Genomic DNA, 22,419 nt, shown 5'->3' with positions numbered 1-22,419 from the left:
TAACATCTCAAAATTCCAAAAATTCCAGATATTTACGAACCAAAATTCCGCCTAGGTTTATTAGATAAGAGGTTAAAATAAGATGTCTTGATAAATGTCAGAATTTTGCATGACTTTTTTAGCATAAGGACACAGCGGAAGAATTTTGTAACTATTTTCTCTTGCGAAAGCAGCGGCTGCATCAACAAGTTTTCGGCCTAGACCTTTGCCCTCGTTGCCAGGATTTACTTTGGTATGTTCAATAATAAATTTATCGGTGCCAGCAAAAACGTACACTAGTTCTGCAATGCGTGAGGAGTTTTCTTCAACAAAGAAAACTCCTTTTTTGCCAAGCTGTTCGTGTTTAATTTCCATGCAGCAATTTTAATTGATAAAAACAAATTCTTTTTAGCCAATAGCAAAAGTACAGAGTTAAAGGAATTTAACGGTAAAAGATGCTAAATCCCTAGTTTAAAATAAGTATTTTTTGTTTCACTAGTTCGTCTTCATTTTTTCCATAGACATAATACAAACCTTTAGAAAGATCAGTAATGAAGTAGGTTTTATTGTTGCCTTCTGAAAGAACAATTGTTTTTACTAATCGTCCGTTGAGATCATAAATATTTATTTCCATGTTACTCGTTGATGTAATTGTAAGCCTTCCTTCGCTGGGGTTTGGATATATTTTCAATGAATGTACATCCTTATCTAATTGTGTAATCCCTACGCAGTCTGAAACGTTTTGCACAATTGTAGCGGAGTTATAACAATTGTTTAGGTCGCTTGCAGTTACTGAATATGTACTTGTTACTGTGGGTGTAACAATTAAAATGGCTGTGTTTATTCCGGTGCTCCATGTGTAGTTAGAGGCGCCACTAGCTGCTATTGCAACTACTTCACCAGCGCATGATAAACTCGAACTTGAACTTATACTAACATTTGGATTTGGCAACACGCTGATTGAAATTGTAGCGGTACGATTGGGACAACCAACATTATTCCCTCTCACGGTGTATGTTGTATTTTGCAATGGTGTAACGGTTGTACTTGAGGAAAAAGTTGAGGGTAGCCAGGTGTAGCTGGTGGCTCCATTAGCACTAAGTGTAGTAGAATTTCCACTGCAAACAGAAGCATTGCTTGTGGTAATAACGAGTGTTGGCGTTAAACTAACATTGAGCGTAATAGATGTTGTTCCTGTACACGTGCCCGTTTGCCCCATAACAGTGTAACTTGCCTGACTTGTGGGATTAACTGTCATATTAGGGCTTGTGGCACCCGTGTTCCAGGAATAAGATGATGCTCCGGTAACACGAAGAGTTGCTGTATTTCCAGCGCACAATACCGACGGATTTGATGTTGCCGTGAGCGATAAAGTTGTGGATGTTCCTAAGGTGTATGATTGTGTTGCAGTACATCCGTTACCGTTAGTTACCGTAACATCATATACAGCAGCTAAGTTTGTTGAAATGGTTCGCGTTGTTGCACTTGTTGACCAAGAATAGGTGAAAGGTCCAGGATTCGTTCCAGTGGCTGTCAATGTGCTTGAGGTACCAGGACAAATGTTTGCAGGATTGCTATTGATAACAATTGTTGGTTGTGAAATATTTACAATGGCTGTTCGTTCAACACTGCAACCATTCGTTGCGGTTATAACACATGAATAAGTTGTAGTAACGCTCGGTGAAACCGATATAGACGAAGATGTAGCACTTGTTGACCAAAGGTAAGTATTACCATTGCTACCAGGACCTCCCGCTAAAACTGCTATGGATAAAGGATTTCCGCCTAAACAACTTGTTTGATTGCCGGGATTAATTTGAGCATTAGGAGATGGAAGCACTGAAAGAGTCTGAGTATACGGAATACTGGCACCTGAAGCATTTGTTGTAATAAGTGTAACTGTATAAGTGCCTTGACCATTAAATATTAGTGTGGGATTTTGAACGGTGAGTGTAGTTGAGCCGCCCGGGCCAGGCCCTGCTGAATTGATCACGTAAGACCAAGATGTTGGCGAGCCTGAAGAGTGATCTGATATTTGGACAACATTGGCAGAACCAGAACATATAGGATTCGGGCTAATTGAAAAATTCGCCAAAGGCACCGTCTGGCAAAAAGCTGAAACCGAAAGGAAAATTAGTAAACTTCCTAAAATTTTTGAAACTAATTTTGAATGTATCATTTGGTCATATTTAAATTGTAAGTGTTGTTGTTAGACTTCAAAAAATAGAGGAAGTTTAATTAGTTAGCAAAAATAACTTTTGTTAGAAAAGCAAGGAATGACAAAGTGAGAAAATTTGCTGAACCTAAATTAAACATTTAACGGGTATCTAAATCATATTTTCTACATATTCTCTGAATCTTTAAGATTCAAATTTCAATTTGCCGGTTTATTTGCTTATCTTCGTTTAGTTAACCCATAAATTACTCTTAAATGAAAACCGTACTCCCAAAAACATTCTTATTCGTATTGCTATTTAGCATGTTTACTGTCAAAAATTTCGGGCAGGTGCCAACAATTAGTCCTATTCAAGGATCGCCAGTTATATGCACTCCTAATGCCTCTGCGACAGTTTATTCTGTAACAGCGTCAAATTCGCCAGGCTCTTATTCATGGAGTTACGCTGGCCCTTCTGGTATTGTTTTGACCACAGTTGGCAATGGCGCTGTCTGTGGAATTGTTTTCCCACCGTCCCCTTCTGGTACTACATATACTTTGTATTGTTATGCAACTAATAGCTCCGGAAATAGTGCTACGGTTTCTTTAGTTATTAATGCCTATGAAACGCCTGTTGTTAGTTTTTCTGGTGCCCAGGTTTTTTGTCAGGGCTCCTCAACTCATCTTTCGGCCAGCTCCACTATTTTTCAAGCGAGTTCTACCACAATTTCCTATAATTGGTCGCCGCCAACAGGGTTAAGTTCAACGAATTCGTATTCTGTGATTGCTAACCCATTGGTTTCAACCAACTATTCGGTACTGGTAACAAATGGACCTTGCACTGCTACAAGTCAAATCACTGTGATTGCCGATCCATGTGTTGGAATAATCGAATATAAGGACGATGCTTCTCCTTTTTCTTTAAATATATATCCTAATCCGAATAATGGATCTTTTGTAATCAAATCAACTAAAAGCAGAACTGCGGTTATAAGGAATGAACTTGGACAAATTGTTAAAACAATCTATCTAGAGCCAAATTCTGAAACGCAGGTCTCTGGATTAAACGCGGGTATTTATTTCGTTCTTTCTGACGATTTTAAGAAGAAGATAATTATAACACGTTAATTAATTTTTTATTAAATGAACCGGCTTCGGCCGGTTTTTTTATTCCCAAATACCTATCTTCATCGTTATAACATGAAAAACAGATCAGTTATAAACACATTTATTTTCGGCATTATTTTTTCTTCTTCGCTTGTTTTCCCATTTATTCTTGATTTAACGCTTCTCCCAAGATTTATTAGTCTCGGCGTGAGTATCGCCCTTGTTTTTTATTTTTGTTTGCAGTCAGATTTAAAATTTAGCCTAAAACTTGATTTTATTTTTCTTGCAGGCGCTGGCTATTCTATATTTGCTTTTACATCGATTCTCTGGGCAACTTCAAAATCTGAATCACTGTTTGAAGCCTCGAAACAAATTCTGTTCTTTTTTACGTTTGCGTTTACTTACTTCTTTTTAAAGCAATCCTACGACTATTTCCTCAAAGTACTTTTAAAGTGTTCGATCGCACTTTTTTTAATTATTTTTTTAGTTGTTTGTTTTCAACTGAGTGAGCTTCAGAATTTTAATAAAGATGCTTTATATCGTATTACGGGAGTAAACGGTCATAAAAATCTTCTTGCAAGTTTTTTGTTTTTAAATCTTTTTTTTCTGATTGCTTCTTTTTATAAATTGAAACAACCCTGGTCATTGCTTGCGTTGGCTTGTATTTTGCTTAGCACATTACTTTTAATTTTTTTGAAAACAAAAGCAGTATGGTTAGGAATAAGCGTTAGTGTTGCAGTTACAGTCACGCTTTATTTATTTATAAACTATTTTAAGGTGCCATTAATTAAAGTTAAACTGCCAATTCTTCTAATCTCAGTACTTGTTTTTACGAATGTTTTTTTCTTCGTTTTTCTTCAGCCGCTTATTCAGAAAAGTGAAAGTTTTACTTCTAATTTAGAAGGAGGTGCCAACGCTACCTCAAACATTCTTAAGGTAGAGGAGGAACGCTTGGTTCTTTGGGATAAAACATATCACCTGATAAGGCAAAAATCTTTAATAGGAGTAGGAGCTGGTAATTGGCAGACATACTTACCTGATGCAACCCTAAGTGGACTTTGGCGTGGCGAAGAACTTAATTATACATTTCAGCGACCACACAATGATTTTTTGTGGATTCTTTCGGAATTAGGTTTTATAGGTTTTAATTTTTATTTACTTTTTCTATTTGGCTTAATATTTTCGGCAATAAAAATTTTGTGGTTAATACCGCGAGATAAATGGCTTCGTTTAGATTTGATTTTGTGTATAGCATTTATAACAGGTTACGCGGCAATTTCCTTTTTCGATTTTCCAAAGGAGCGTATTGAACATGGACTTTGGATTAGCATACTTTACGGAATGATTTATTATCATATAAAAAAGTATCTACCTCTTAAAAAGTTCGGAGAAATAAGAGTGAATGATGTAGCAGTTTTCGCCTCCCTACTTGTATTGCTGGGAATTGTATTTACTGGAATAAAGCGCTTTAATGGAGAGTATTATACAAGAAGAATGTACAATTATAAAAACAGTAATCAGCTACCAGATCTGATCAGCTCAGGTAATTCCGCAATGAGTTATGCCTATTCGGTTGATCCAACTTCGATCCCAATCTATTGGTACACGGGTAATGCAAAAGCTTCAATGGGAAATTATAAGGAAGCACAGCAAGATTTTTTAAAAGCCTATGAACTTGCGCCGTACAATAAAAATGTACTCAACGATTTAGCTTCATCGTTTGTGTTTACTAACGAAGTGCTTTCAGCGAAAAAATTTTATGAAGAAGCGGCAAGAATTAGTCCTCGTTTCGATGAACCTAAATTGAATTTGGCGGCTATGTACATTAATGCTAATGATTTTAAGACAGCGACTTTTTGGCTAAATTCTTTAATGCATGATTCAGAAAGACGAAGTAACTATGAAAAAATTGTAGGAATAACTAGGGAAAATTAGTCCAATTCCAATGGACTGACTTTAATCGGATTTACATTTCAAATCAGAAAATTTAAACACGAGTCCAAGTGCAATTTGATTATTAAAAAGTAGACCAGACGCGCCAATTCCAGGCTGGAAGGTATGACCAGGATATCCAAGGTGCTCATTTCGAAATGAAATTGCATATTGCAAACCACCTCTTAAAAAAACGTGATTTAATAAACGACACTCAAACCCAAAAGCAGCTGCAAAAGCATTTGCAAAACCTGTAATGCGAATATTTTTTTGGCCTTCCTCAAAATAACGACGCCCTGTTTCATTAAAATAAGAGTATATATAACTCAATTGAGCAAAAGCAATAAAAATATGTTTTCTAGGTTTTGATGGGGTTCTATATTTTAACCCAATTTTAAAATAACTGCCTTTCAGATCATCAATTTTTGAGTAATCACCTACTTTTACAAAACCTCCCCGCAATGCTTTATAGGTATAACCACCGCTTGCAGAAAATCCAAAGTACTTTGTTGGGAAATAATCCAATTGCAATTCGGGAGTTCCTGAATAAAGCGGAACAAAATTCACACCAACAGCATATTTAGAAAAGTCTTTTTGTCCTCGTGCAATAAAACTAACTAAAAGTATTAAACACGTAATTATGGGCTTTAAGTGTTTCATGCGAAAGATTTTTTTTGTTTGCACTTTTGACCTTGTTATATGAAGGTATTAAAAATTCTAATCCATTAAACAACGAATTTAAAGGGCTTTATGTTAAAATTATTAATGACTCCTTAACCTCCCAAATATGGTTTCTAACGAAGGTTTTAATTTGCTAATAGCTCCGATTACCGACAAATCATGCGTGTTTGCTATGTCTATAACAGCAATTGGTTTTCTACCAGCAAGACGCGCTTCGAGTAAACATCTTTTATCGTTTACTCCGCTTTTACTTCCATTTTCATCTGATAGATGAACTTCAAGTCTTGTTATGTGATCACTGTACCGACTTAATTCTTCGGTTAATAAAGATTCTAACTTATTTCTATACTCTTCGTGGATGGTTAGATTTTTGTCTGCGTTCAATTGTATTATCATAGTAATTTTTAAGAGGTGAATAAATAACTTCTATGGATAAGGTACAAAAATATCTTGAAGCAGGCTAACCCGTTAACATAATTTGATGAATGAAATATTGATCTCTCTTAACTCAGAATTACTTTACAAAACTTTTTACCATGCAACAAGTTATTTATATTTTCATAAATCCGCTTGAAAGCAAGCTTTCAGCGGCTTCCTGAAAACAAAAAAGTCTCGCCGGTGCGAGACTTTTACATTTATCAGTGGATCCGGAGAGATTCGAACTCTCGTCCAAATAAGGAAAAAATAAGCTTTCTACAATGTTTAGCTATAACTTGATTGTCGGCTAAAGGCAGGCGTTATATCAAACCAACCTTTAACTTAGCTGCTAATATTGTTTTACCTAGCAACGTCGGTAAAACAAACTACACATTTATGATGCTTTACCCAAGGCGCAGAGCAGTTTAGCTCCCTGGAAAGCAAAGGACACTTAATTCTAAATTAAGCAGCCATAGCGTAAGAGTTATCTTCGCCAAATAAAAGTTTTGAAAGTTCAGTTTTAAGAGCTCGTCTTACAACGCTCTACATGCTTACTTATCTGATGCGCTTACTGTCAAATCCGGTCGGACCCATTTAAGTTCTCTATTTCAAAGTCTGATTTACATCAAAAACTATTAATTTAAAACTTATCCTGAAAGAACTATTTCAAAGATACAACAATCCGCTTGCAGTTCTCTTCAATTTATTTACATTTAACTAAAATTAATTGCTATGAGAACTTTATTATCCTTTTTATTCGTCGGCATGATAGCCTTTTCACAAGCACAATCTGTGAAATCAAAAAACCTTAAATTAAAGTACACCCCGCCTGCGGGCTGGAATGCCGAGGAGTTCGGAACAAAAAGTCCCTGGGAAGAACCAGGAAATGCTCTTTGTGCTTGTGCGGGAGTTCATTTTTCAAAATCACACAAAGATGGGAAAATGCATGTGGTTGTATACCCAAGTACGCAAAGTGGATTAGATTCTACCAAACGAAATGCTGTTGGCAATCTTGAATTTGTGGATGTTGTAAAATATGATCGTGTGAGAAACAACGATATGTCTTTTGAAAGAAAAAAATCAAATTTTATTGAATCCAAAACCAAAGCAAAATCATTTGATGCTTACCGTTATTTTGTTAAAGTAGACGACCATTTTTATATCATCTTTGCTTGGCAAGAAAACACGCAGACTTTAAATTCAACTAATGAAAAGGAATTGTTTACCATGGTAAATTCAATTGAGGGAAACTAATTCAAAAAGAAGCGTTAAATCATTCATTTAGGATGTTATTCAAAAACAGAATTAACTGGATTATTTTCTAAGCCAATTAGAAAACTTCTTATTGATAAATGGTATATAGAAAAATGCCATTATTGGAACCAAAATCAAACTCATTACCAAAGTTCTTAACGGATTTGGAAAATCTACCATCAAGGGAAATACAGTGATTGAAAGCAAGGTGATAATTGGATAAATAAAACACCAAACTAATAAAGCAAATTTCCATTTCTTAGGAGGTAAGGACTCAGACATTTTTTAGGCTTAAAAATTAACACAAAAATAATATTTAATTTTGTGTTAGTCGAATTATTAAAGCTTAGAAAACTCTAGAATATTTAAATAAAAAGCCAATGTCTTGCAACATTGGCTTTAAGTCTTGACTTGTTTTTTTACCAAAATCACTACTGTTAACCGTATCCCATCTTCACTTTATCCAAGATGTCGGTCCGTGGTTTATTAAATTTTAAGTGTTTCCACTTTTCCTCTTTGTATGTTTCAACTTCAGAGAATGCTTTAAAAGAACGAGAGTGCTTTTTGTTGTGTTTGTGTAGTTAACATTCACATTGCGACAATGCAAAATTACCACGTTAATAAGCAATTTTAATAGGGTAAATAGTTAATTCTTCTCCACTAAAACACTTAGTTTGTGATTGTTTGCTCAACGGTTTATTTAATTTGCAACGATCGTAATAATTGAGTCCGATTATTTTGGTAGAACGTATAAGCGTGCGTTAATTTTAATGGTTTTGAATCAACTCTTTCACTTTTAGCATTTCAAGATCTTGTTTCGATAAAATATCTTTTAGTTGATATTTAATTTCATAGTCGGGAAGAATGCCATGTCCTGTTATTAGTGGGCAAGCGTCGTGTACGATTCTAAATGCTGGGACACGTACACGCAATTTTGTATTGGGTAATTTATAAAATGGAGTTACGCCTGCATTGCAGCCTTCAATTGCTCCTCCAGTTTCAGTACCAATAAATACTGCTCGGTTGCTTGCTTTTAAGTAGCCCGCCACCAAACAGGATGCGGAGAACGAACCCCCGTTAATTAGCACAAATAGTTTATTGCTATAATGATTTTTTTTACGCGGTTTAATGGTATAAATGAAATTATCTGTATCATGTACCGATTTTTTTTGTCCAATAATTTTATAAGCAAACCTGGTAAATTTAAATGCAAGATTTCCTTTCGTGTATTTTTTGAAAGGGTACTTTTTAATTGTTGTACTTAATGTTTGAGTACTTTCCTTCTCAAGCAAATAACTCAAAAGTCTGTAACTGTTACCTAAACTACCACCTCCATTGTTTCTTAAATCAATAATGAGATTTTCACTTTTATTCTTTTTTAATTTTTTAAAAATCCTTCTGTATGCGCGCGCATCTCCTTTATGGGAAAATTTTGTAATTTTTAGTAACATCGATTTATTACCCTCATCTAAAAAACGGTAAGCTATATTTGCACGTTTGTAATTTCTTAGCAAACTATCTTCTTTTGGTTCTAGCGGTAGCGGCGGAAACGCTTTTGGTTGAATGGCTGAATATTTTATCGTTTTTAAAACCTCACCTTTTTTATATTCAACTTCAAAAGTGTCTGGTCTTCCAAATAGAGCCAAAAAATAACTATTAAAACCTAGCTGCACATAATGATCTTTACCCGTTTGATTAAAACCATCGGTACTAATAAATCGTCTGGAATAACGAATCATTGAATCAACGGCTATTCCATTAATTCTAAGTATTTCAGAACCTCTTGTGATGGAGCTGTCCTGCTTTTTATTTAGATTAGCAATCATAAAAAGCTGTTCTTTAACCGGCAAAAAAACGTAAGGTGAATAATTCAACTTTAATTTATTTACTTCTTTATAAAAGGCTTTTGAATAAAGAACTTCCGAATGTCCACAATGAAATTCATCAATGAATAATTTTGTTTTTAAGCGAAATTGTTTTTCGGTTAAACTATCATTGAAGGAACTGGTAAAAGATTTTATTAGATCATGATAAAAAATTCTAGGTTTATATATCCCAATACCTGGATGCATTGCTAAAAGCACATCACCAAGAACCGTTGCATCTTCTTTTAGCTGATTAGGCGAATATTTTTTTGTTAAGAGCGATTCCTTCTTTTGAGAATAACAAGGGTGGCTTAGTTCGTAAACAAGAAAAATAAAGATTAAAAGTCGCTTCAAAAATGCCATAAATGTTATCTTTGTAAAAATACGGATTAAGTATGGAAAAGTTTAAAATAGGCGTTTTACGCGAGGAAAAAAGTCCACCAGATAAACGAGTACCTCTCACTCCGTTAATTTGTTCAGAGTTAATACGTCAATACCCAAACGTGGAAATTGTTGTCCAACCAAGTAAAATTAGATGTTATAGCGACGACGAGTATACTTCTTTTGGTATACCCCTTCAAGAAGATTTAAACGATTGTGATATTTTAATGGGAGTAAAGGAAGTTCCTGTTGAAAAATTAATCGCGAAGAAAAAATATTTTTTCTTTTCACATACCATAAAAAAGCAACCACACAATAAAAAACTCATCAAAGGTCTTATTGAAAAAAAGATCCAGATGATCGATTACGAAACACTTACCGACAAACATAACAATAGGATTATTGGTTTTGGACGTTATGCTGGAATTGTTGGTGCATATAATGGAATTTTAGGTTATGGCTTGAAATACGACTTGTTTCGTTTAAAACCTGCTAATCAATGCCGCGATAGGGCAGAAATGGAAGAGGAATTAAAGCGTGCTAAATTGCCAAATATAAAAATTGCTATTACAGGTGGAGGCCGAGTTGCAAACGGCGCTATCGAAACTTTAAGCACTCTTAAAATAAGAAAAGTAACGTCAGACGAATTTATAATGGCTACTTTCAGAGAGCCGGTGTATTGTCAGCTAAATCCACGCGATTATGTTGAACGCCCGAACGATCATAACTTTGATTTGAACGATTTTTTTACGCATCCCGAACATTTTGTTTCGAAATTTCCGCCGTTTACAAAAGTAACCGATCTTTACATCTCAACGCATTATTGGGATCCACGTTCTCCAAAAATGTTTTCAAAAAAAGACATGAAGGCAGACAACTTCCGCATGTCTGTCATTGCAGATGTAACTTGCGATATAGATGGCTCTGTGCCAACTACTATTCGCGCAAGTACCATTGCTCAACCTTTCTACGGTTATAATATTAAAACCGAAAAAGAAGATTTACCATTTACACAAGATACAATTTGTATTATGGCAGTTGATAATTTGCCTTGCGAATTACCTAGAAACGCAAGTGATGATTTTGGAAAAGATCTTTCTGAACGGGTATTGCCTTTCGTTTTTGGCAACGATAAAGACAAAACAATTAAACGTGCAAGTATTTGTAAGGATGGCAAACTCACGCATAACTACGAGTACTTAAGCGACTATGCGTATACTTAACAAGCTTATTTGAGTTATTTTTTGTAACTTGGGTTGAAATAGCATTTCCTCTTGAGTTAGTGTAATAAATATAAAATTGGCATGGGACATAAGTACAGTCTAGAAAAGGTAGAGATTTTTAAGCTCGAGGGCATAATTATTGAAAATATTGTGAAAGAGGGTGCGGAGCTACAAACGGATGACGTGAGAAAAATCAAAGAAATTAACCTCAGTTTATGCGATAACAAAAACTACGCCCTACTCATCGACGCTAAAAAAGAAAGTACAATTACTGACGATGCGCGTGCCTTGCTAGCTTCTAAAGAATTGGCGCATTTAAATATTGCTAAGGCAATAATTATTCATACAAATAAACAAAAGATACTCGGGAATATTTACCTCACTGTAAATAAGCCCCATGTAAAAACGCGTTTATTCACCGATCGCCAAAAAGCTCTTGAATGGCTGCGTAATAAAATTTCAGCGTTCGAAGCTAAAGAACTTCTTTCAAATCGAAAAAAAAACAAGTAGTCAAGCGATTCAACAGTTTATTCACTTATTAATTTTAACCATACCAGTAAAAACCACTCAAAAACTAGCTTATTTAGTATTGTTAAGCCCTTTTTAAGGGCTTTTTCTGTTTTTGTACAAAGCTAGTTTTAGTTTCAAAACCTCCTCACATTGTCTGTATTAGTGATGCCAAGAAGTAAATCTTGTTTAGTTTGAAGTGTTTACCAAAACGCAAAAAAACTTACATGTGAAATATGAAACCCACAATCGCGAAAAAAAACAAATGATCTCTTCGTTACTTTGAGCCACAGGAGTAAAATGGTTAAAACTAAAAAAACAAGCATGAAAAATTTTTTTACATTATTTGCTATCGCTTTCTTAGCCTCAACAATGGCAGTAAGTGCACAACAAACACCAAAAACAGCTAATCAAAATAAAACAGTTTTAGTGTATTCAGAAGAATATGAAGCATTAGTTTATAAAAGTAGTCCTAATAATTCCGATTCTGAGATTATGATTGAAAGTTTACCTGGTTATGGTAATGAACCAATACCTGTTGAAATCAACCAAAATAAAAAGGGTTCTTATACTTTTACTAAGCACCCCTCTTTAATGTTACCAGAATACTACTCCGTTGTGATCATGGATTCTTTAACAGGTAAAACTTTTGACCTTAAAACTACTGATTCATACACTTTTGATGTTTCAAAAGATATTCCAGAACGGTTTGTGCTTCAAATGGCTAAAACAAAAACAAACTTAACTGCTATGCGGTAGTTTTTTAAACACCGAATAAATTATTTAAAAACAAATCTAAATGAAAAAACTTTTTACTCTCATCTCAATATTACTCGTTCATTACAGTTTTTCGCAAACAGAAGCATCTGTTTTTAAGCAGAGTTTAGCAAATGCTCAAACAGAAGAACCAAAAAAGGAGAACGAGGTAACTAATTTTCAAATTATTATTAATTGCCTTCCTGAAACAAGCGATGAGTTTTTGGAATTAAGTTTTGAATTTAAAACAAAAGGCACATACTCATTCAGGTTAGCAGATGATATGATTGTAAGAGAGAACTGTATTGTTAGGTTAATGGACGTTCGCTCAGGTAATACCTTTAACCTTCTATCGAAAGAACCACATAGCTTAAGTGTAAATAGATCCATGACGAAGAATTTTATTTTGCAACTCTACCCTTCCATACTGTCAACTGTAAACTAGCCAAGTGTAATCCTTTTTGAAGTAATGGTTTAGTTATTGTAATAACAACACATTCTACAATGATTACATCCTGATGCTCTAAGCAGCAATATATGCAACCCAACGGATGAACGCCGTTCGTACAATAATAGAACGTTTGATCCTTTTTTAAACCAACCTTCTACAGAAATTGGTGTTATTTGCTCTCATAGTTAAATTAAAGTTCAAATGAGCAAAACTGCACTTAGATTTAATAACGGATCTAACAGAACATTTCAAAACGAACTCAGAAAAAGAGTTGACGCTTACTTTAAAGAAAATAAAATCAGTAAACACGGTAACATCCATCTTTACTTAAAAACGGTTGTGATGTTTGCGGCTTATTTGGTCCCTTATTTTTTAATTACATTTCACGTTTTTGAGAGTAAATCAATTTGGTTGCTTTTATCTGTTTTGATGGGTTTAGGAATGGCTGGAATTGGCATGGGAATTATGCACGATGCTAACCATGGTAGCTATAGTAAGAACGATCGTTTCAATAAATTTCTTGGTTTTTTCTCGATTAGCTTATTATCTGGTAATTCGCTTAATTGGAGAATTCAACATAATATAATTCATCACACTTATACAAATGTTCACGATCATGATGAAGACATTGCACCAGTTGGCATGTTGCGTTTTGATCCACATTCAGAAAAAAAGAAAATTCACAAATTTCAATTTTTGTATGCTTGGTTTTTTTATGGTCTAATGACTTTAATGTGGAGCACTGTTAAAGATTTTAGACAGTTAAAACGCTACAATAAAGGTGGTTATTTAAAAACCGCAAATACCACTTTTGCAAAGGAGCTAGCTGTAATTATTGTTTCAAAAGTCTTGTATTTCGCATACATGTTGATTCCTTATTTTGTGATTCAGGAATTATCATTTTTAAATTGGTTAACTGGTTACCTTGTAATGCACTATGTAGCTGGATTAACTCTGGCAATGGTTTTTCAAGTTGCCCATGTTACCGAAGAAAATGAATTTCCACTTCCAAATGAAGAAGGGGAGTTAGAGAATAATTTTATTGAACATCAATTGCGCACAACCATGAACTTTTCAATGGATAGTAAAATTGTTTCCTATTTTGTTGGAGGTCTCAATTTTCAGGTAGAACACCACTTGTTCCCGGGAATTTCGCATGTACACTATCCAAAAATTGCAAAAATTGTAGCCACTACAGCTCAGGAATTTAATATACCTTACAATTACGAAAAAACATTTGCAGGTGCCCTTTTTGAGCACACAAAAATGTTGTACAAGCTGGGTAAATAATTTGTTTAAGGAAAAGAAATCAGTCTATTCCAAAAGCACAGAGTATTTTCTTCCAACAGGAAGTGTAACTTTATTTATTAATGTAATTTCAGTTTTCTTTATCTCAGCGATAGCTTCGCGTTTAACGATAAATGATTTATGAATTCGCGTGAAGTAATCCTGTGGTAATAAAGAACTTATATATTTCATTGTTTGAGTTACCAACAGTGGTTTTTCATTAATCAAATTTATTTTGATGTAGTTTCCTACTGCCTCAATGTATATAATACTTTTCGTGTTTATAGTTTTTAAAACGCCTTCGTGTTTCAATTCAATATCTGGAAATTTAGGTTCTTCTTTTTTTGTAGGTAGTCTTAGGTTTGTTACTTTATTGATTGCTTTTAAAAAGCGTGGAAAGGAAATGGGTTTTAAAAGATAATCTACAACATCATTTTGATAAGCTTCAAATCCAAAATTACTATAAGCTGTTGTTAATATTACTGAGACGTGATAGGGTAAACACTGCAATAGTTCCAGTCCTGTGAGCTTGGGCATCTCAATGTCCAAAAAAATGAGGTCTACTTTTGTTTTGCTTAAAAAATCAAGCGCCTCTTTACCATTATAAACATCGCCCACTATTTCTAATATATCTGTTTTGGCAATATGTGCCTGCAGTACTTTGTGCGCGGGAGCTTCATCGTCAACTATCAAGCATTTTAGTTTCATCTTTATAATTTAATAGTTAGTTCTACTGTGTAAATTTCATTTTTATCTTCTATTACTAATTGGTGTTTGTTTTTATAAGTCAATTCTAGACGTTTTTTAGTGTTTAAAATACCCGTGTTTGTTCCTGAAAATTTTCTGCGTTCAAGCGTAAAGTTATTTCTCATTTTGAAAAACAAGGTTTTTTTATCCGTTTTAATGGATAGAAAACAAAATGGTTTATCTGTGTGAGCACTATATTTAATAGCATTTTCAATAAAAGGCATAAAAAGCATAGGAGAAATGGAGACTCTGTTTATCCATTCATCTGTTTCAAAATCAATTTTTAATTTTGGATTACGATTCTGTTCGTAGCTTAAATATTTACGTATAAATTGAATTTCGTCGTCAAGGGTAACGTGTTCTTTCTTTGAGGACTCAATCTGATAGCGTAATAAGTCCGACAATTCAAGAATTTTGTCAGGTGTTTCTTTGGGATCTGTTAAGGCTGTTCCGTACAAATTATTAAGCGCGTTAAATAAAAAATGAGGATTTAGTTGCGCCTTTAAATGCCGAATTTCTTCGTCTCGTTCAATAATTTCACTCTTAAATAAAAGGTTACGCTCCAAAATATTTTTGTGAGCATAATAAAAACCAAGACCAACAAGATAAACCAGGAATATAGAAATACCCATGGTTACAGGTTCTTCACTTCTAACAAAACGAAAAGGAGTAAAGTAATTGATAAGAAAATAACTAATAAATAAAAAAATTATACCCGTAATGTATTTGAGGGTGTTAATACTAAAATACTTTTTATATAAATAAACATTATGAATATAAACTTGAATATGAGCAATCAAAACAATCATCCCTCCTTGAAAAACGGCTTTCGCGATGTGACCTTCTTGATGAATGATGTGCTTTTCGTCAAGCAATATTGTAACCAGGCCAAGAAGGCAAAAAAATAAATAGAGAATAACGTTTCTAACCCAAAAATTGAAATACGAAAAATTCATCCACAAAAATAGAGGTAATTATTCGGAATGCCTTAAGTAGGGACTAATTAGCGTAAAATTCAAAAAAGAGTTGATTCAGCGCATTTTGACGCCTTTTTACATTAGAAAAGCATTAATTTAGTGCTAATTTTAACAAGCTCAGTTTACTTTGGAGATTAAACATACTTTTTTTTGTTTAATTTCGTTATTGTAAAAATCATTCATAAAATGATGTTAATAATTGGCTCATGAAAAAATCTGGAATTATAATTAGTGCTTCTGTTTTAGCGACAGTGTTCGCTGTTAATTTCACAGCATGTAAAAAAGAAAACCAGCAGTCTAACACACCTGGTATTTTGATTCAAGAGCCTAACTTGAAAGCTGAAGATAATAAATATTTAGAAAAGCATGGCGTAAACAATGATTTAGCTGTGCTTGGAAGGGTATTGTTTTACGATAAAAATTTGTCTGTAAACAATCAGGTGTCTTGCGGTAGCTGCCACAAACAAGAGTTTGCCTTCGCTGATAATGTAAAAGTGAATAAAGGCTTTAATGGAATTGATTTAAAAAGAAATTCGCCTTCTATTCAAGGATTGAGGGGATTTGGTAACGATAATAGTACAGATTTTAATTCGAATACTGGTGGTTTCAACCCTCCAACTGAAACGTCAATGCCTACAAAAGATAATCAAACCGATCTTCTGCTGTTTTGGGATGGTAGACAAAATAGTCTTGCTGATATGGTTTTGAATCCTGTTTTGAATCATAATGAGATGAATATCCCTGATTTTGAAACACTGATTAATAAAATAAACAGTATTTCGTATTACCCAGAATTGTTTAATAAGGCTTTTGGTTCAAGTGAGGTAACGAAAGAAAAAATTGCCTATGCTTTGCAAGGTTTTATTGCTTGTTTAAATACTGATAAGGACACAGGAAAGAATACTAACTTTAACAGCGAGCCCTTCGAGGACAATTTTTCTCCTGTGCTTATCACAAGCACACTTACTGGAATTGAAGAGGAAGGAAGAAAATTATTCCATAATAAGTATAACTGTGCTAAATGCCATGACTCTAATCCCCAAGATCCAGGAGAATATGGCGCTGTTACTTCACCTTCGCAAATGTTTAATATTGGACTTGATGAAGTATATACAGATAAGGGTTTGGGGGCACTTACAAAAAAACAAGGTGACCAAGGACTATTTAAAGTACCAACATTAAAGAACATTTCGGTTACAGGACCTTATATGCATGATGGTAGATTTAACAATTTGGGAGAAGTAATTGATCATTACAGCCATAATATAAAACCAAATAATAATTTAAGCCCTTTGTTTAGAAATTTTGATGGTACACCTAAGAAATTAAACATTTTGCCGGCCGAGAAATCTGCACTTATTGCATTTTTGAATACCTTGAAGGATGAAGATTTTTTAACGTCTCCTATGTATTCTGATCCTTTCAAAAAATAAAAACGGCAGAATGAGAAACATAGTTCTATTTTTATTTTTGAGTATTTTCTTTATACAGGTAAGTGCTCAAAAGGATTCTTCTACTTATTTACCTACTAAGAAAAAAGCCTACAAGTACATTGGCATTCAGAGTAATCTTCTGTTACAACAATTCATTAGTTTTAACAGTAATAGTTCTATAAACTCCAACCCATATACACTTTGTTTTTCGTCAAGCAATGTTACAACTGGTTCAGGAATGGCATTTGCAACAGGTTTTAATGTGAGTGAAAACTCTAGTAATGACGGAGTTTCTTCCCTCCATCTAAACACTGTAAATGTTACGATTCGCGCTGGTTACGAGAAAAAATATCTCCAACACCAAAGATTTATACCTTTTTGGGGTATTGAATTCGGAATGGGAGTTGTTTACTCTAAACTTACTTCTTTTTTAAATCAGTCATTTAATACAACATCTACTACCGTTGAAACTACAAAATTTTTTGCGGGACCGTCTATAAGAGGTGGCTTAAATTATGCTCTATCAAAACACATTCTTTTGGGAACGGAATTTTTTATTAACTCACAGATTTCGAGTACTCAAACATCTGATGGTAATGGCAATGGCGGCGGGAGTAACTTTGTACCATTCAATATTGGGGTTCAGGCACCTACAGCTTTATTTCTAATTTTTAGATATTAATATACTGCTGCAGTCAAAATAAATTATTCCACTAGCGTTAATTTATCTATAAAAGGAATTCAAAAAAGATATTTTTTTAATCTTTGTCTTCTTGAAGGAAAAATTATTCATACTTATTTTTCTTACTATCAGGCTTAAGTAGTGTTGCCCAATTTTCCGACTCCATTTATTACCATGTTAATTATGCAGCTTCGGGAAATTACAATAGAACTAACAACAGTCAATCCTATCTTCTTAATAATACACTCAATTTTAATTATAGAAAAAAGCCATTTATGATTGATTTTAATAATAAATGGCCATACGGCGAACAGCAGAAAAAATTGATAAATAATGACTTTACGAGTGCCATTGATATTAATCTTTACAAAAGTATAAAACATTTTTACTACTGGACTTTATCCGTTTATAATAAAAGCTATTCTCTTCGCATAAACAACCAGCTACAGGCTGGAGGAGGAGTGGCCTATATTTTTATTGATAAACCAAATTTTAAAATAAAAATTACCGACGAAATTTTGTATGACTTCAATGATGTGTATCTGGCAGATACTACAAGGGAAGTTTTTCAGACACCACGTAATTCTTTGGGTTTGAATATTAAATATTATTACAAAACCAGATTTTCATTTACAAGTTCTTTTTTTGTGCAAAATTCCTTACAGCAGCGCAACGATGTTATTTATAAGGGGGAAGCTGATCTTAAAATTCAGCTTACCAGATTATTGAGTCTTGCATCCAAATTAACTTATAACAAGATTAACCGAACAGAGCGAGAAAACCTATTCATTACTTTTGGACTAGCATTTGACACCTATTTTTAGTCTATTTGAAATATCTATTTAAAATCGCTGCTAATCGCAGTCCCGCTTTAATAAGTTGCGATTCAACAATTGGCGTATTGACTTCGAGATAATGTTGATCTATTTTATTTCCATTGGTAATATACAATGAGGGTAATAAAATTCTGGACTCATTAGCCCAACCTAAGATATCAATTTTTTCTATTTCCGTTTTCTTTTTAAGAGATAGATTCATGCCAACCAAAACTTTTGCGCAACGCCAAATGTCAATGTTTTTGTTATCAATAATTTCTCGATCCCATACTTTATGGAGATTCGTTTCTTTTTGAATAAGATAAAGTCGAACTTCATTACCTCCTCTGTCATCACTGTAACCACAATGTAACGGTTGATGAATGTCTCCAACTAAATGAAAGAGTACTTTTAATGTTTCATGAACAACATCTTCTGGCTGGTAAATGCGGTATTCTAACATCCTCAAGCAGTATTCCAATTTATTTATAATATTGTTTTCTTTGGTTTGCACATAAGTTTTATCTTTTTCAATATTTACGTAGTGCCAGGTTTTCATTTCTTCATACTTTGCATCGTTATGAACATCGTCCATCCAGCAGGCGGCATCTTCCCAAGACATCCCTTTTAAATAAAAATTTATTGTTTCAATAACCTTGTCATCTAATTGACTTCTTGCTATCAACGCAACTAGCCTATGTCCTTGATGATTCCAGGAATAAGATAAATGTGAGAACAGTAAAAAAAATGTTAGAATAAAGAAACCTTTCTTCATGCATTAAATGTAAAAATAATTCTGAATCACAAATGAATGCAAGAAATAATTAATAAGCAATTAACGGTTAAATGCAAGAAATGCCTACAATGGAAAACGAATGTACTAATACAAAAGCGACCGTTTAATTTCACTACTTTTACAAAGCAGAATGATCCAAAGCGTCTTAATTATTGGTAAAGTGTGGCCAGAACCATCTTCCTCGGCAGCAGGTAGCCGTATTATGCAGCTTATTCAATTATTCCAAACGCAAAATTGGGTAATTTTCTTTGCCAGTGCAGCTAATGAGAGCGAGCATCAGGCAGATATTAGAAAGATTGGTGTTAAAACATGTCCTATCGAATTAAACGATGCTAGCTTTGATGCTTTCATCAAAGAGCTGGATCCTAACATTGTTTTATTCGATCGTTTTACTACCGAAGAGCAATATGGTTGGCGCGTAGCAGAACAATGTCCTAATGCGCTTAGAATGTTAGATACAGAGGACTTACATTGTTTAAGGGCTGCGCGGCATAAAGCTTTGAAAGAAAACAGAACCTATGAAACAGCGGATCTTTTCAGCACAGTTTCTAAACGGGAAATAGCAAGCGTTTATCGCTGTGATCTTTCGTTGATTATTTCTTTACACGAAATGGATTTATTGAAAGAAGTTTTTAAAGTGGATATAGCTTTGTTGCATTATGTCCCATTTTTGTTTGACTCTATTGGGGAAAAACAAATTGCAGCATGGCCAAATTTTTCAGAAAGGAAAAGCTTTATAAGCATCGGAAATTTTTTACATGAACCAAATTGGGACGCTGTTCTTTTTTTAAAACAAGATGTTTGGCCACTTATTCGTAAACTAATGCCAAAAGCTGAGATGAATGTATACGGAGCTTATCCTTCGCATAAGGTTTTCGAGCTACATAATCCAAAAGAAGGATTTTTGATTAAAGGCAGAGCAAATGATGTTGGAGAGGTTATGTCTACTGCACGAGTATGTCTTGCGCCCTTACGTTTTGGCGCAGGTTTAAAAGGTAAATTAGTGGACGCGATGATGAATGGCACACCAAGTGTTACAACTGATATCGGTGCAGAATCAATGAATGGGAAGTTGGCTTGGAACGGTGAAATTGCAAACAACGCAGAAGAAATTGCAATAGCTGCTGTAAACTTATATTCCGATAAAAATCTTTGGGAACAAGCGCAAGAAAATGGTATTAGTATTATTAACGCTTGTTATTCAAAAGAAAAACACGGCACGGATCTAATTTCAAAAATACATTTCGTAAGCGACAATCTCATAAAGCACCGTTTAAAAAATTTTATAGGGGAAATGTTGATGCAACACACAACTTCTAGTTCACGTTACATGTCGCTTTGGATTGAAGCGAAAAATAAGGTCATTAATAGTTGATTTGATATTTGAAATAAAGAACAATACCCATTCACTATGACCCAAAAACAGAACTAAAAATAATACGGTTTATTAATTTCTTTATTACCTTGCGTGTAAACTTTAAACCATAAAAACATGAAAAGATTTGCAACAGCCAATTGGCAGGGAACAGGAAAGGAAGGCAAAGGAAACTTAACTTCTCAAAGTACGGTTTTAAATAAAACACACTATTCATTTAGTTCAAGATTTGAAGAGGGAGTAGGTACAAACCCTGAAGAACTTATAGCGGCGGCACACGCGGGATGTTTTACCATGAAACTTAGTTTTAATTTAAGCAGCGCTGGATTTCCACCTGCAAATATTGATACAAAATGCGATATTACATTGGATCCAGCTAAGGGAGAAATTACCAATTCGCACTTAACAGTGAACGCTAAAGTGCCAGGAATTAGTAAAGAAAAGTTTGATGAGTTAGTAGCAGACGCTAAAACAAATTGCCCAATATCAAAACTCCTTAAGACGGAAATAACTTATACTGCCAGTCTGGAAGGTTAATTGTGAGACGAATGAAAAGAGCCGGATAAACAATCCGGCTCTTTTAAAATGAAATAGAATTACTTATGTTAATGTTGGGTCTTAAAAAGAAACAGTTCTGATTCTTCTTCCTTTACTTTTCAGAAAAATAGACCTGATGGCAATGCCGTAAGTTATGTTCAAAGAAACGTAAGAATCTTTGTTATCAGGATTCCCTCTTGGAGCTTGATTAATAGGATTTCCAGACGCATCAACTCCGTGCCAACCATAGTTAGCGGCAAAATTATCAGGTTGTTTTGTTAACTCTGGATTTCTGTTCGATAAGGCCACAGAAGTTGAACTTGGTAACTCTGCTGGACTTTTATAAGTAGTAGAAATATCGTCAAGATAATCGGTATTTGTGTAGCGCCAGTTGATTTCTATTCCGATGCGGTGCGTGCGACGACGTTTACTGAGAGTAACATAAAACCCTAAACCAACGGGTACACAATAGCCCCAACGAGAATAGGCAACTCCTTCGGTTTTATAGGGCTGCAATGCAATCCAAGATCCTTGGTATAATGTTTTGGGATTATGGTGAAAAACTCCAGCGCCAGCAAATAAATAAGCAGTGAAGTATACACTGGTACGTGCGTAATACCCTACCGGTTTTTTTGAATCGAAAAATAACCAGTTTAAGGTTGTTTCAAGATCATAAATATCATTTCTGAAACTAAGATTTCTGTAGCGTCTCCCTTCGTTAAGAGAAAGATTATCTTCGCCGGAAATCCTTAAGTAATTGAATGCAACTCTTACAGCTAAGCTAGGATGAAATTTGTAGCGGAAATAAACCCCTTCGTTCCAACGGGTTTTAGCGAGTTTTAAATCTAAAAATGTAGGGCGTGCTTTTTGCTCGCGACCACCAATTTCACCTAAATAATTTGAAACACCTGTAAGTATTCCAAACTCTAATTTGTACCCTTTTTGCGCATCAAGTGCTGAAAAGGAGATTAAAATTAAGTTAATAACAAGAATTAAATGCTTATTACGTTTTAACATTCGGCAATTTTCACAAGCCTCAAATATATACATTTTTGTTCATAA

The 22,419-nt window shown here is 34.2% G+C and carries 23 protein-coding genes and 1 other RNA gene; 13 read left to right on the top strand and 11 right to left on the bottom strand.

From position 1 onward, the window contains the following. Positions 1-72: 72 nt before the first annotated feature. Positions 73-354: a GNAT family N-acetyltransferase gene (locus tag P2086_RS00790; RefSeq protein ID WP_317898517.1), complete on the bottom strand. Its 282-nt coding sequence runs from the start codon at positions 352-354 to the stop codon at positions 73-75. Positions 355-445: 91 nt separating this feature from the next. Further along, entirely contained in the window at positions 446-2,158 is a 1,713-nt protein-coding gene (locus P2086_RS00785; RefSeq protein WP_317898516.1) for a T9SS type A sorting domain-containing protein, read from the bottom strand. A gap of 252 nt (positions 2,159-2,410) precedes the next feature. On the opposite strand from P2086_RS00785, the gene P2086_RS00780 reads away from it, so the two are divergent. Both P2086_RS00780 and P2086_RS00775 read left to right on the top strand, forming a co-directional pair. After that, complete coding sequence (locus P2086_RS00780) at positions 2,411-3,262, top strand: T9SS type A sorting domain-containing protein (protein WP_317898515.1); 852 nt, start codon at positions 2,411-2,413, stop codon at positions 3,260-3,262. 72 nt (positions 3,263-3,334) lie between these two features. Further along, positions 3,335-5,176 carry an O-antigen ligase family protein gene (locus tag P2086_RS00775; protein WP_317898514.1) on the top strand — a complete coding sequence of 614 codons (1,842 nt, stop codon included), beginning with the start codon at positions 3,335-3,337 and terminating at the stop codon, positions 5,174-5,176. Positions 5,177-5,197: 21 nt separating this feature from the next. Here P2086_RS00775 and P2086_RS00770 read toward each other — a convergent pair whose 3' ends face one another. The 3 genes from P2086_RS00770 to ssrA form a co-directional block, all read right to left on the bottom strand. Further along, complete coding sequence (locus P2086_RS00770) at positions 5,198-5,833, bottom strand: hypothetical protein (protein ID WP_317898513.1); 636 nt, start codon at positions 5,831-5,833, stop codon at positions 5,198-5,200. A 102-nt stretch (positions 5,834-5,935) separates the two neighbouring features. Further along, entirely contained in the window at positions 5,936-6,250 is a 315-nt protein-coding gene (locus tag P2086_RS00765) for an HPF/RaiA family ribosome-associated protein (protein WP_317898512.1), read from the bottom strand. Between the two features lie 243 nt (positions 6,251-6,493). Next, positions 6,494-6,863, bottom strand: a transfer-messenger RNA (tmRNA) gene (gene ssrA / locus P2086_RS00760). Positions 6,864-7,003: 140 nt separating this feature from the next. Here ssrA and P2086_RS00755 point away from each other — a divergent pair. Continuing rightward, positions 7,004-7,525 carry a hypothetical protein gene (locus P2086_RS00755; RefSeq protein WP_317898511.1) on the top strand — a complete coding sequence of 174 codons (522 nt, stop codon included), beginning with the start codon at positions 7,004-7,006 and terminating at the stop codon, positions 7,523-7,525. Between the two features lie 60 nt (positions 7,526-7,585). On the opposite strand, the gene P2086_RS19110 is transcribed toward P2086_RS00755, so the two are convergent. Both P2086_RS19110 and P2086_RS00750 read right to left on the bottom strand, forming a co-directional pair. After that, positions 7,586-7,807, bottom strand: coding sequence for a putative antibiotic biosynthesis monooxygenase (locus P2086_RS19110; protein WP_502547929.1), 222 nt, complete (start codon positions 7,805-7,807; stop codon positions 7,586-7,588). 485 nt (positions 7,808-8,292) lie between these two features. After that, entirely contained in the window at positions 8,293-9,753 is a 1,461-nt protein-coding gene (locus tag P2086_RS00750; RefSeq protein ID WP_317898510.1) for a S41 family peptidase, read from the bottom strand. A 32-nt stretch (positions 9,754-9,785) separates the two neighbouring features. On the opposite strand from P2086_RS00750, the gene P2086_RS00745 reads away from it, so the two are divergent. From P2086_RS00745 to P2086_RS00725, 5 genes are all read left to right on the top strand, one after another. Next, positions 9,786-10,994: an NAD(P)-dependent oxidoreductase gene (locus P2086_RS00745; RefSeq protein ID WP_317898509.1), complete on the top strand. Its 1,209-nt coding sequence runs from the start codon at positions 9,786-9,788 to the stop codon at positions 10,992-10,994. Positions 10,995-11,075: 81 nt separating this feature from the next. Further along, complete coding sequence (locus P2086_RS00740) at positions 11,076-11,504, top strand: DUF7793 family protein (protein ID WP_317898508.1); 429 nt, start codon at positions 11,076-11,078, stop codon at positions 11,502-11,504. 321 nt (positions 11,505-11,825) lie between these two features. Continuing rightward, positions 11,826-12,260 (top strand): hypothetical protein, encoded by a 435-nt coding sequence (locus P2086_RS00735; protein WP_317898507.1) that lies wholly within the window; start codon positions 11,826-11,828, stop codon positions 12,258-12,260. A 40-nt stretch (positions 12,261-12,300) separates the two neighbouring features. Beyond that, a complete protein-coding gene (locus P2086_RS00730) occupies positions 12,301-12,702 on the top strand; it encodes a hypothetical protein (protein WP_317898506.1) in 402 nt (133 codons plus the stop codon). A gap of 207 nt (positions 12,703-12,909) precedes the next feature. Then, entirely contained in the window at positions 12,910-13,998 is a 1,089-nt protein-coding gene (locus tag P2086_RS00725; RefSeq protein ID WP_317898505.1) for a fatty acid desaturase family protein, read from the top strand. Positions 13,999-14,022: 24 nt separating this feature from the next. Here the strand turns inward: P2086_RS00725 and P2086_RS00720 are convergent, their stop codons facing one another. Together P2086_RS00720 and P2086_RS00715 are read right to left on the bottom strand one after the other, a co-directional pair. Next, the gene (locus tag P2086_RS00720) at positions 14,023-14,703 is read right to left on the bottom strand and encodes a LytR/AlgR family response regulator transcription factor (protein WP_317898504.1); all 681 of its coding nucleotides are present in this window, start codon (positions 14,701-14,703) and stop codon (positions 14,023-14,025) included. Between the two features lie 2 nt (positions 14,704-14,705). Continuing rightward, complete coding sequence (locus P2086_RS00715; protein WP_317898503.1) at positions 14,706-15,617, bottom strand: sensor histidine kinase; 912 nt, start codon at positions 15,615-15,617, stop codon at positions 14,706-14,708. Positions 15,618-15,925: 308 nt separating this feature from the next. Here P2086_RS00715 and P2086_RS00710 point away from each other — a divergent pair, with 308 nt between their 5' ends. The 3 genes from P2086_RS00710 (at position 15,926) to P2086_RS00700 (ending at position 18,658) form a co-directional block, all read left to right on the top strand. Then, positions 15,926-17,152 carry a cytochrome-c peroxidase gene (locus tag P2086_RS00710; protein WP_317898502.1) on the top strand — a complete coding sequence of 409 codons (1,227 nt, stop codon included), beginning with the start codon at positions 15,926-15,928 and terminating at the stop codon, positions 17,150-17,152. A gap of 10 nt (positions 17,153-17,162) precedes the next feature. After that, complete coding sequence (locus tag P2086_RS00705) at positions 17,163-17,834, top strand: hypothetical protein (RefSeq protein WP_317898501.1); 672 nt, start codon at positions 17,163-17,165, stop codon at positions 17,832-17,834. Positions 17,835-18,109: 275 nt separating this feature from the next. After that, positions 18,110-18,658 (top strand): hypothetical protein, encoded by a 549-nt coding sequence (locus tag P2086_RS00700; RefSeq protein ID WP_317898500.1) that lies wholly within the window; start codon positions 18,110-18,112, stop codon positions 18,656-18,658. Between the two features lies 1 nt (position 18,659). Here P2086_RS00700 and P2086_RS00695 read toward each other — a convergent pair whose 3' ends face one another. Next, positions 18,660-19,424 (bottom strand): S1/P1 nuclease, encoded by a 765-nt coding sequence (locus P2086_RS00695; RefSeq protein ID WP_317898499.1) that lies wholly within the window; start codon positions 19,422-19,424, stop codon positions 18,660-18,662. A gap of 151 nt (positions 19,425-19,575) precedes the next feature. On the opposite strand from P2086_RS00695, the gene P2086_RS00690 reads away from it, so the two are divergent. Then, entirely contained in the window at positions 19,576-20,820 is a 1,245-nt protein-coding gene (locus tag P2086_RS00690; RefSeq protein WP_317898498.1) for a glycosyltransferase, read from the top strand. Between the two features lie 117 nt (positions 20,821-20,937). Next, positions 20,938-21,357 carry an OsmC family protein gene (locus P2086_RS00685; RefSeq protein WP_317898497.1) on the top strand — a complete coding sequence of 140 codons (420 nt, stop codon included), beginning with the start codon at positions 20,938-20,940 and terminating at the stop codon, positions 21,355-21,357. Between the two features lie 81 nt (positions 21,358-21,438). On the opposite strand, the gene P2086_RS00680 is transcribed toward P2086_RS00685, so the two are convergent. Then, positions 21,439-22,374: a DUF6089 family protein gene (locus tag P2086_RS00680; RefSeq protein WP_317898496.1), complete on the bottom strand. Its 936-nt coding sequence runs from the start codon at positions 22,372-22,374 to the stop codon at positions 21,439-21,441. Positions 22,375-22,419 lie beyond the last annotated feature (45 nt).

The sequence above is a fragment of the Aurantibacillus circumpalustris genome (assembly GCF_029625215.1).
GTDB classification, from domain to species: Bacteria; Bacteroidota; Bacteroidia; order B-17B0; family Aurantibacillaceae; genus Aurantibacillus; species Aurantibacillus circumpalustris.
This window is presented reverse-complemented; position numbering and strand designations above follow the sequence as displayed.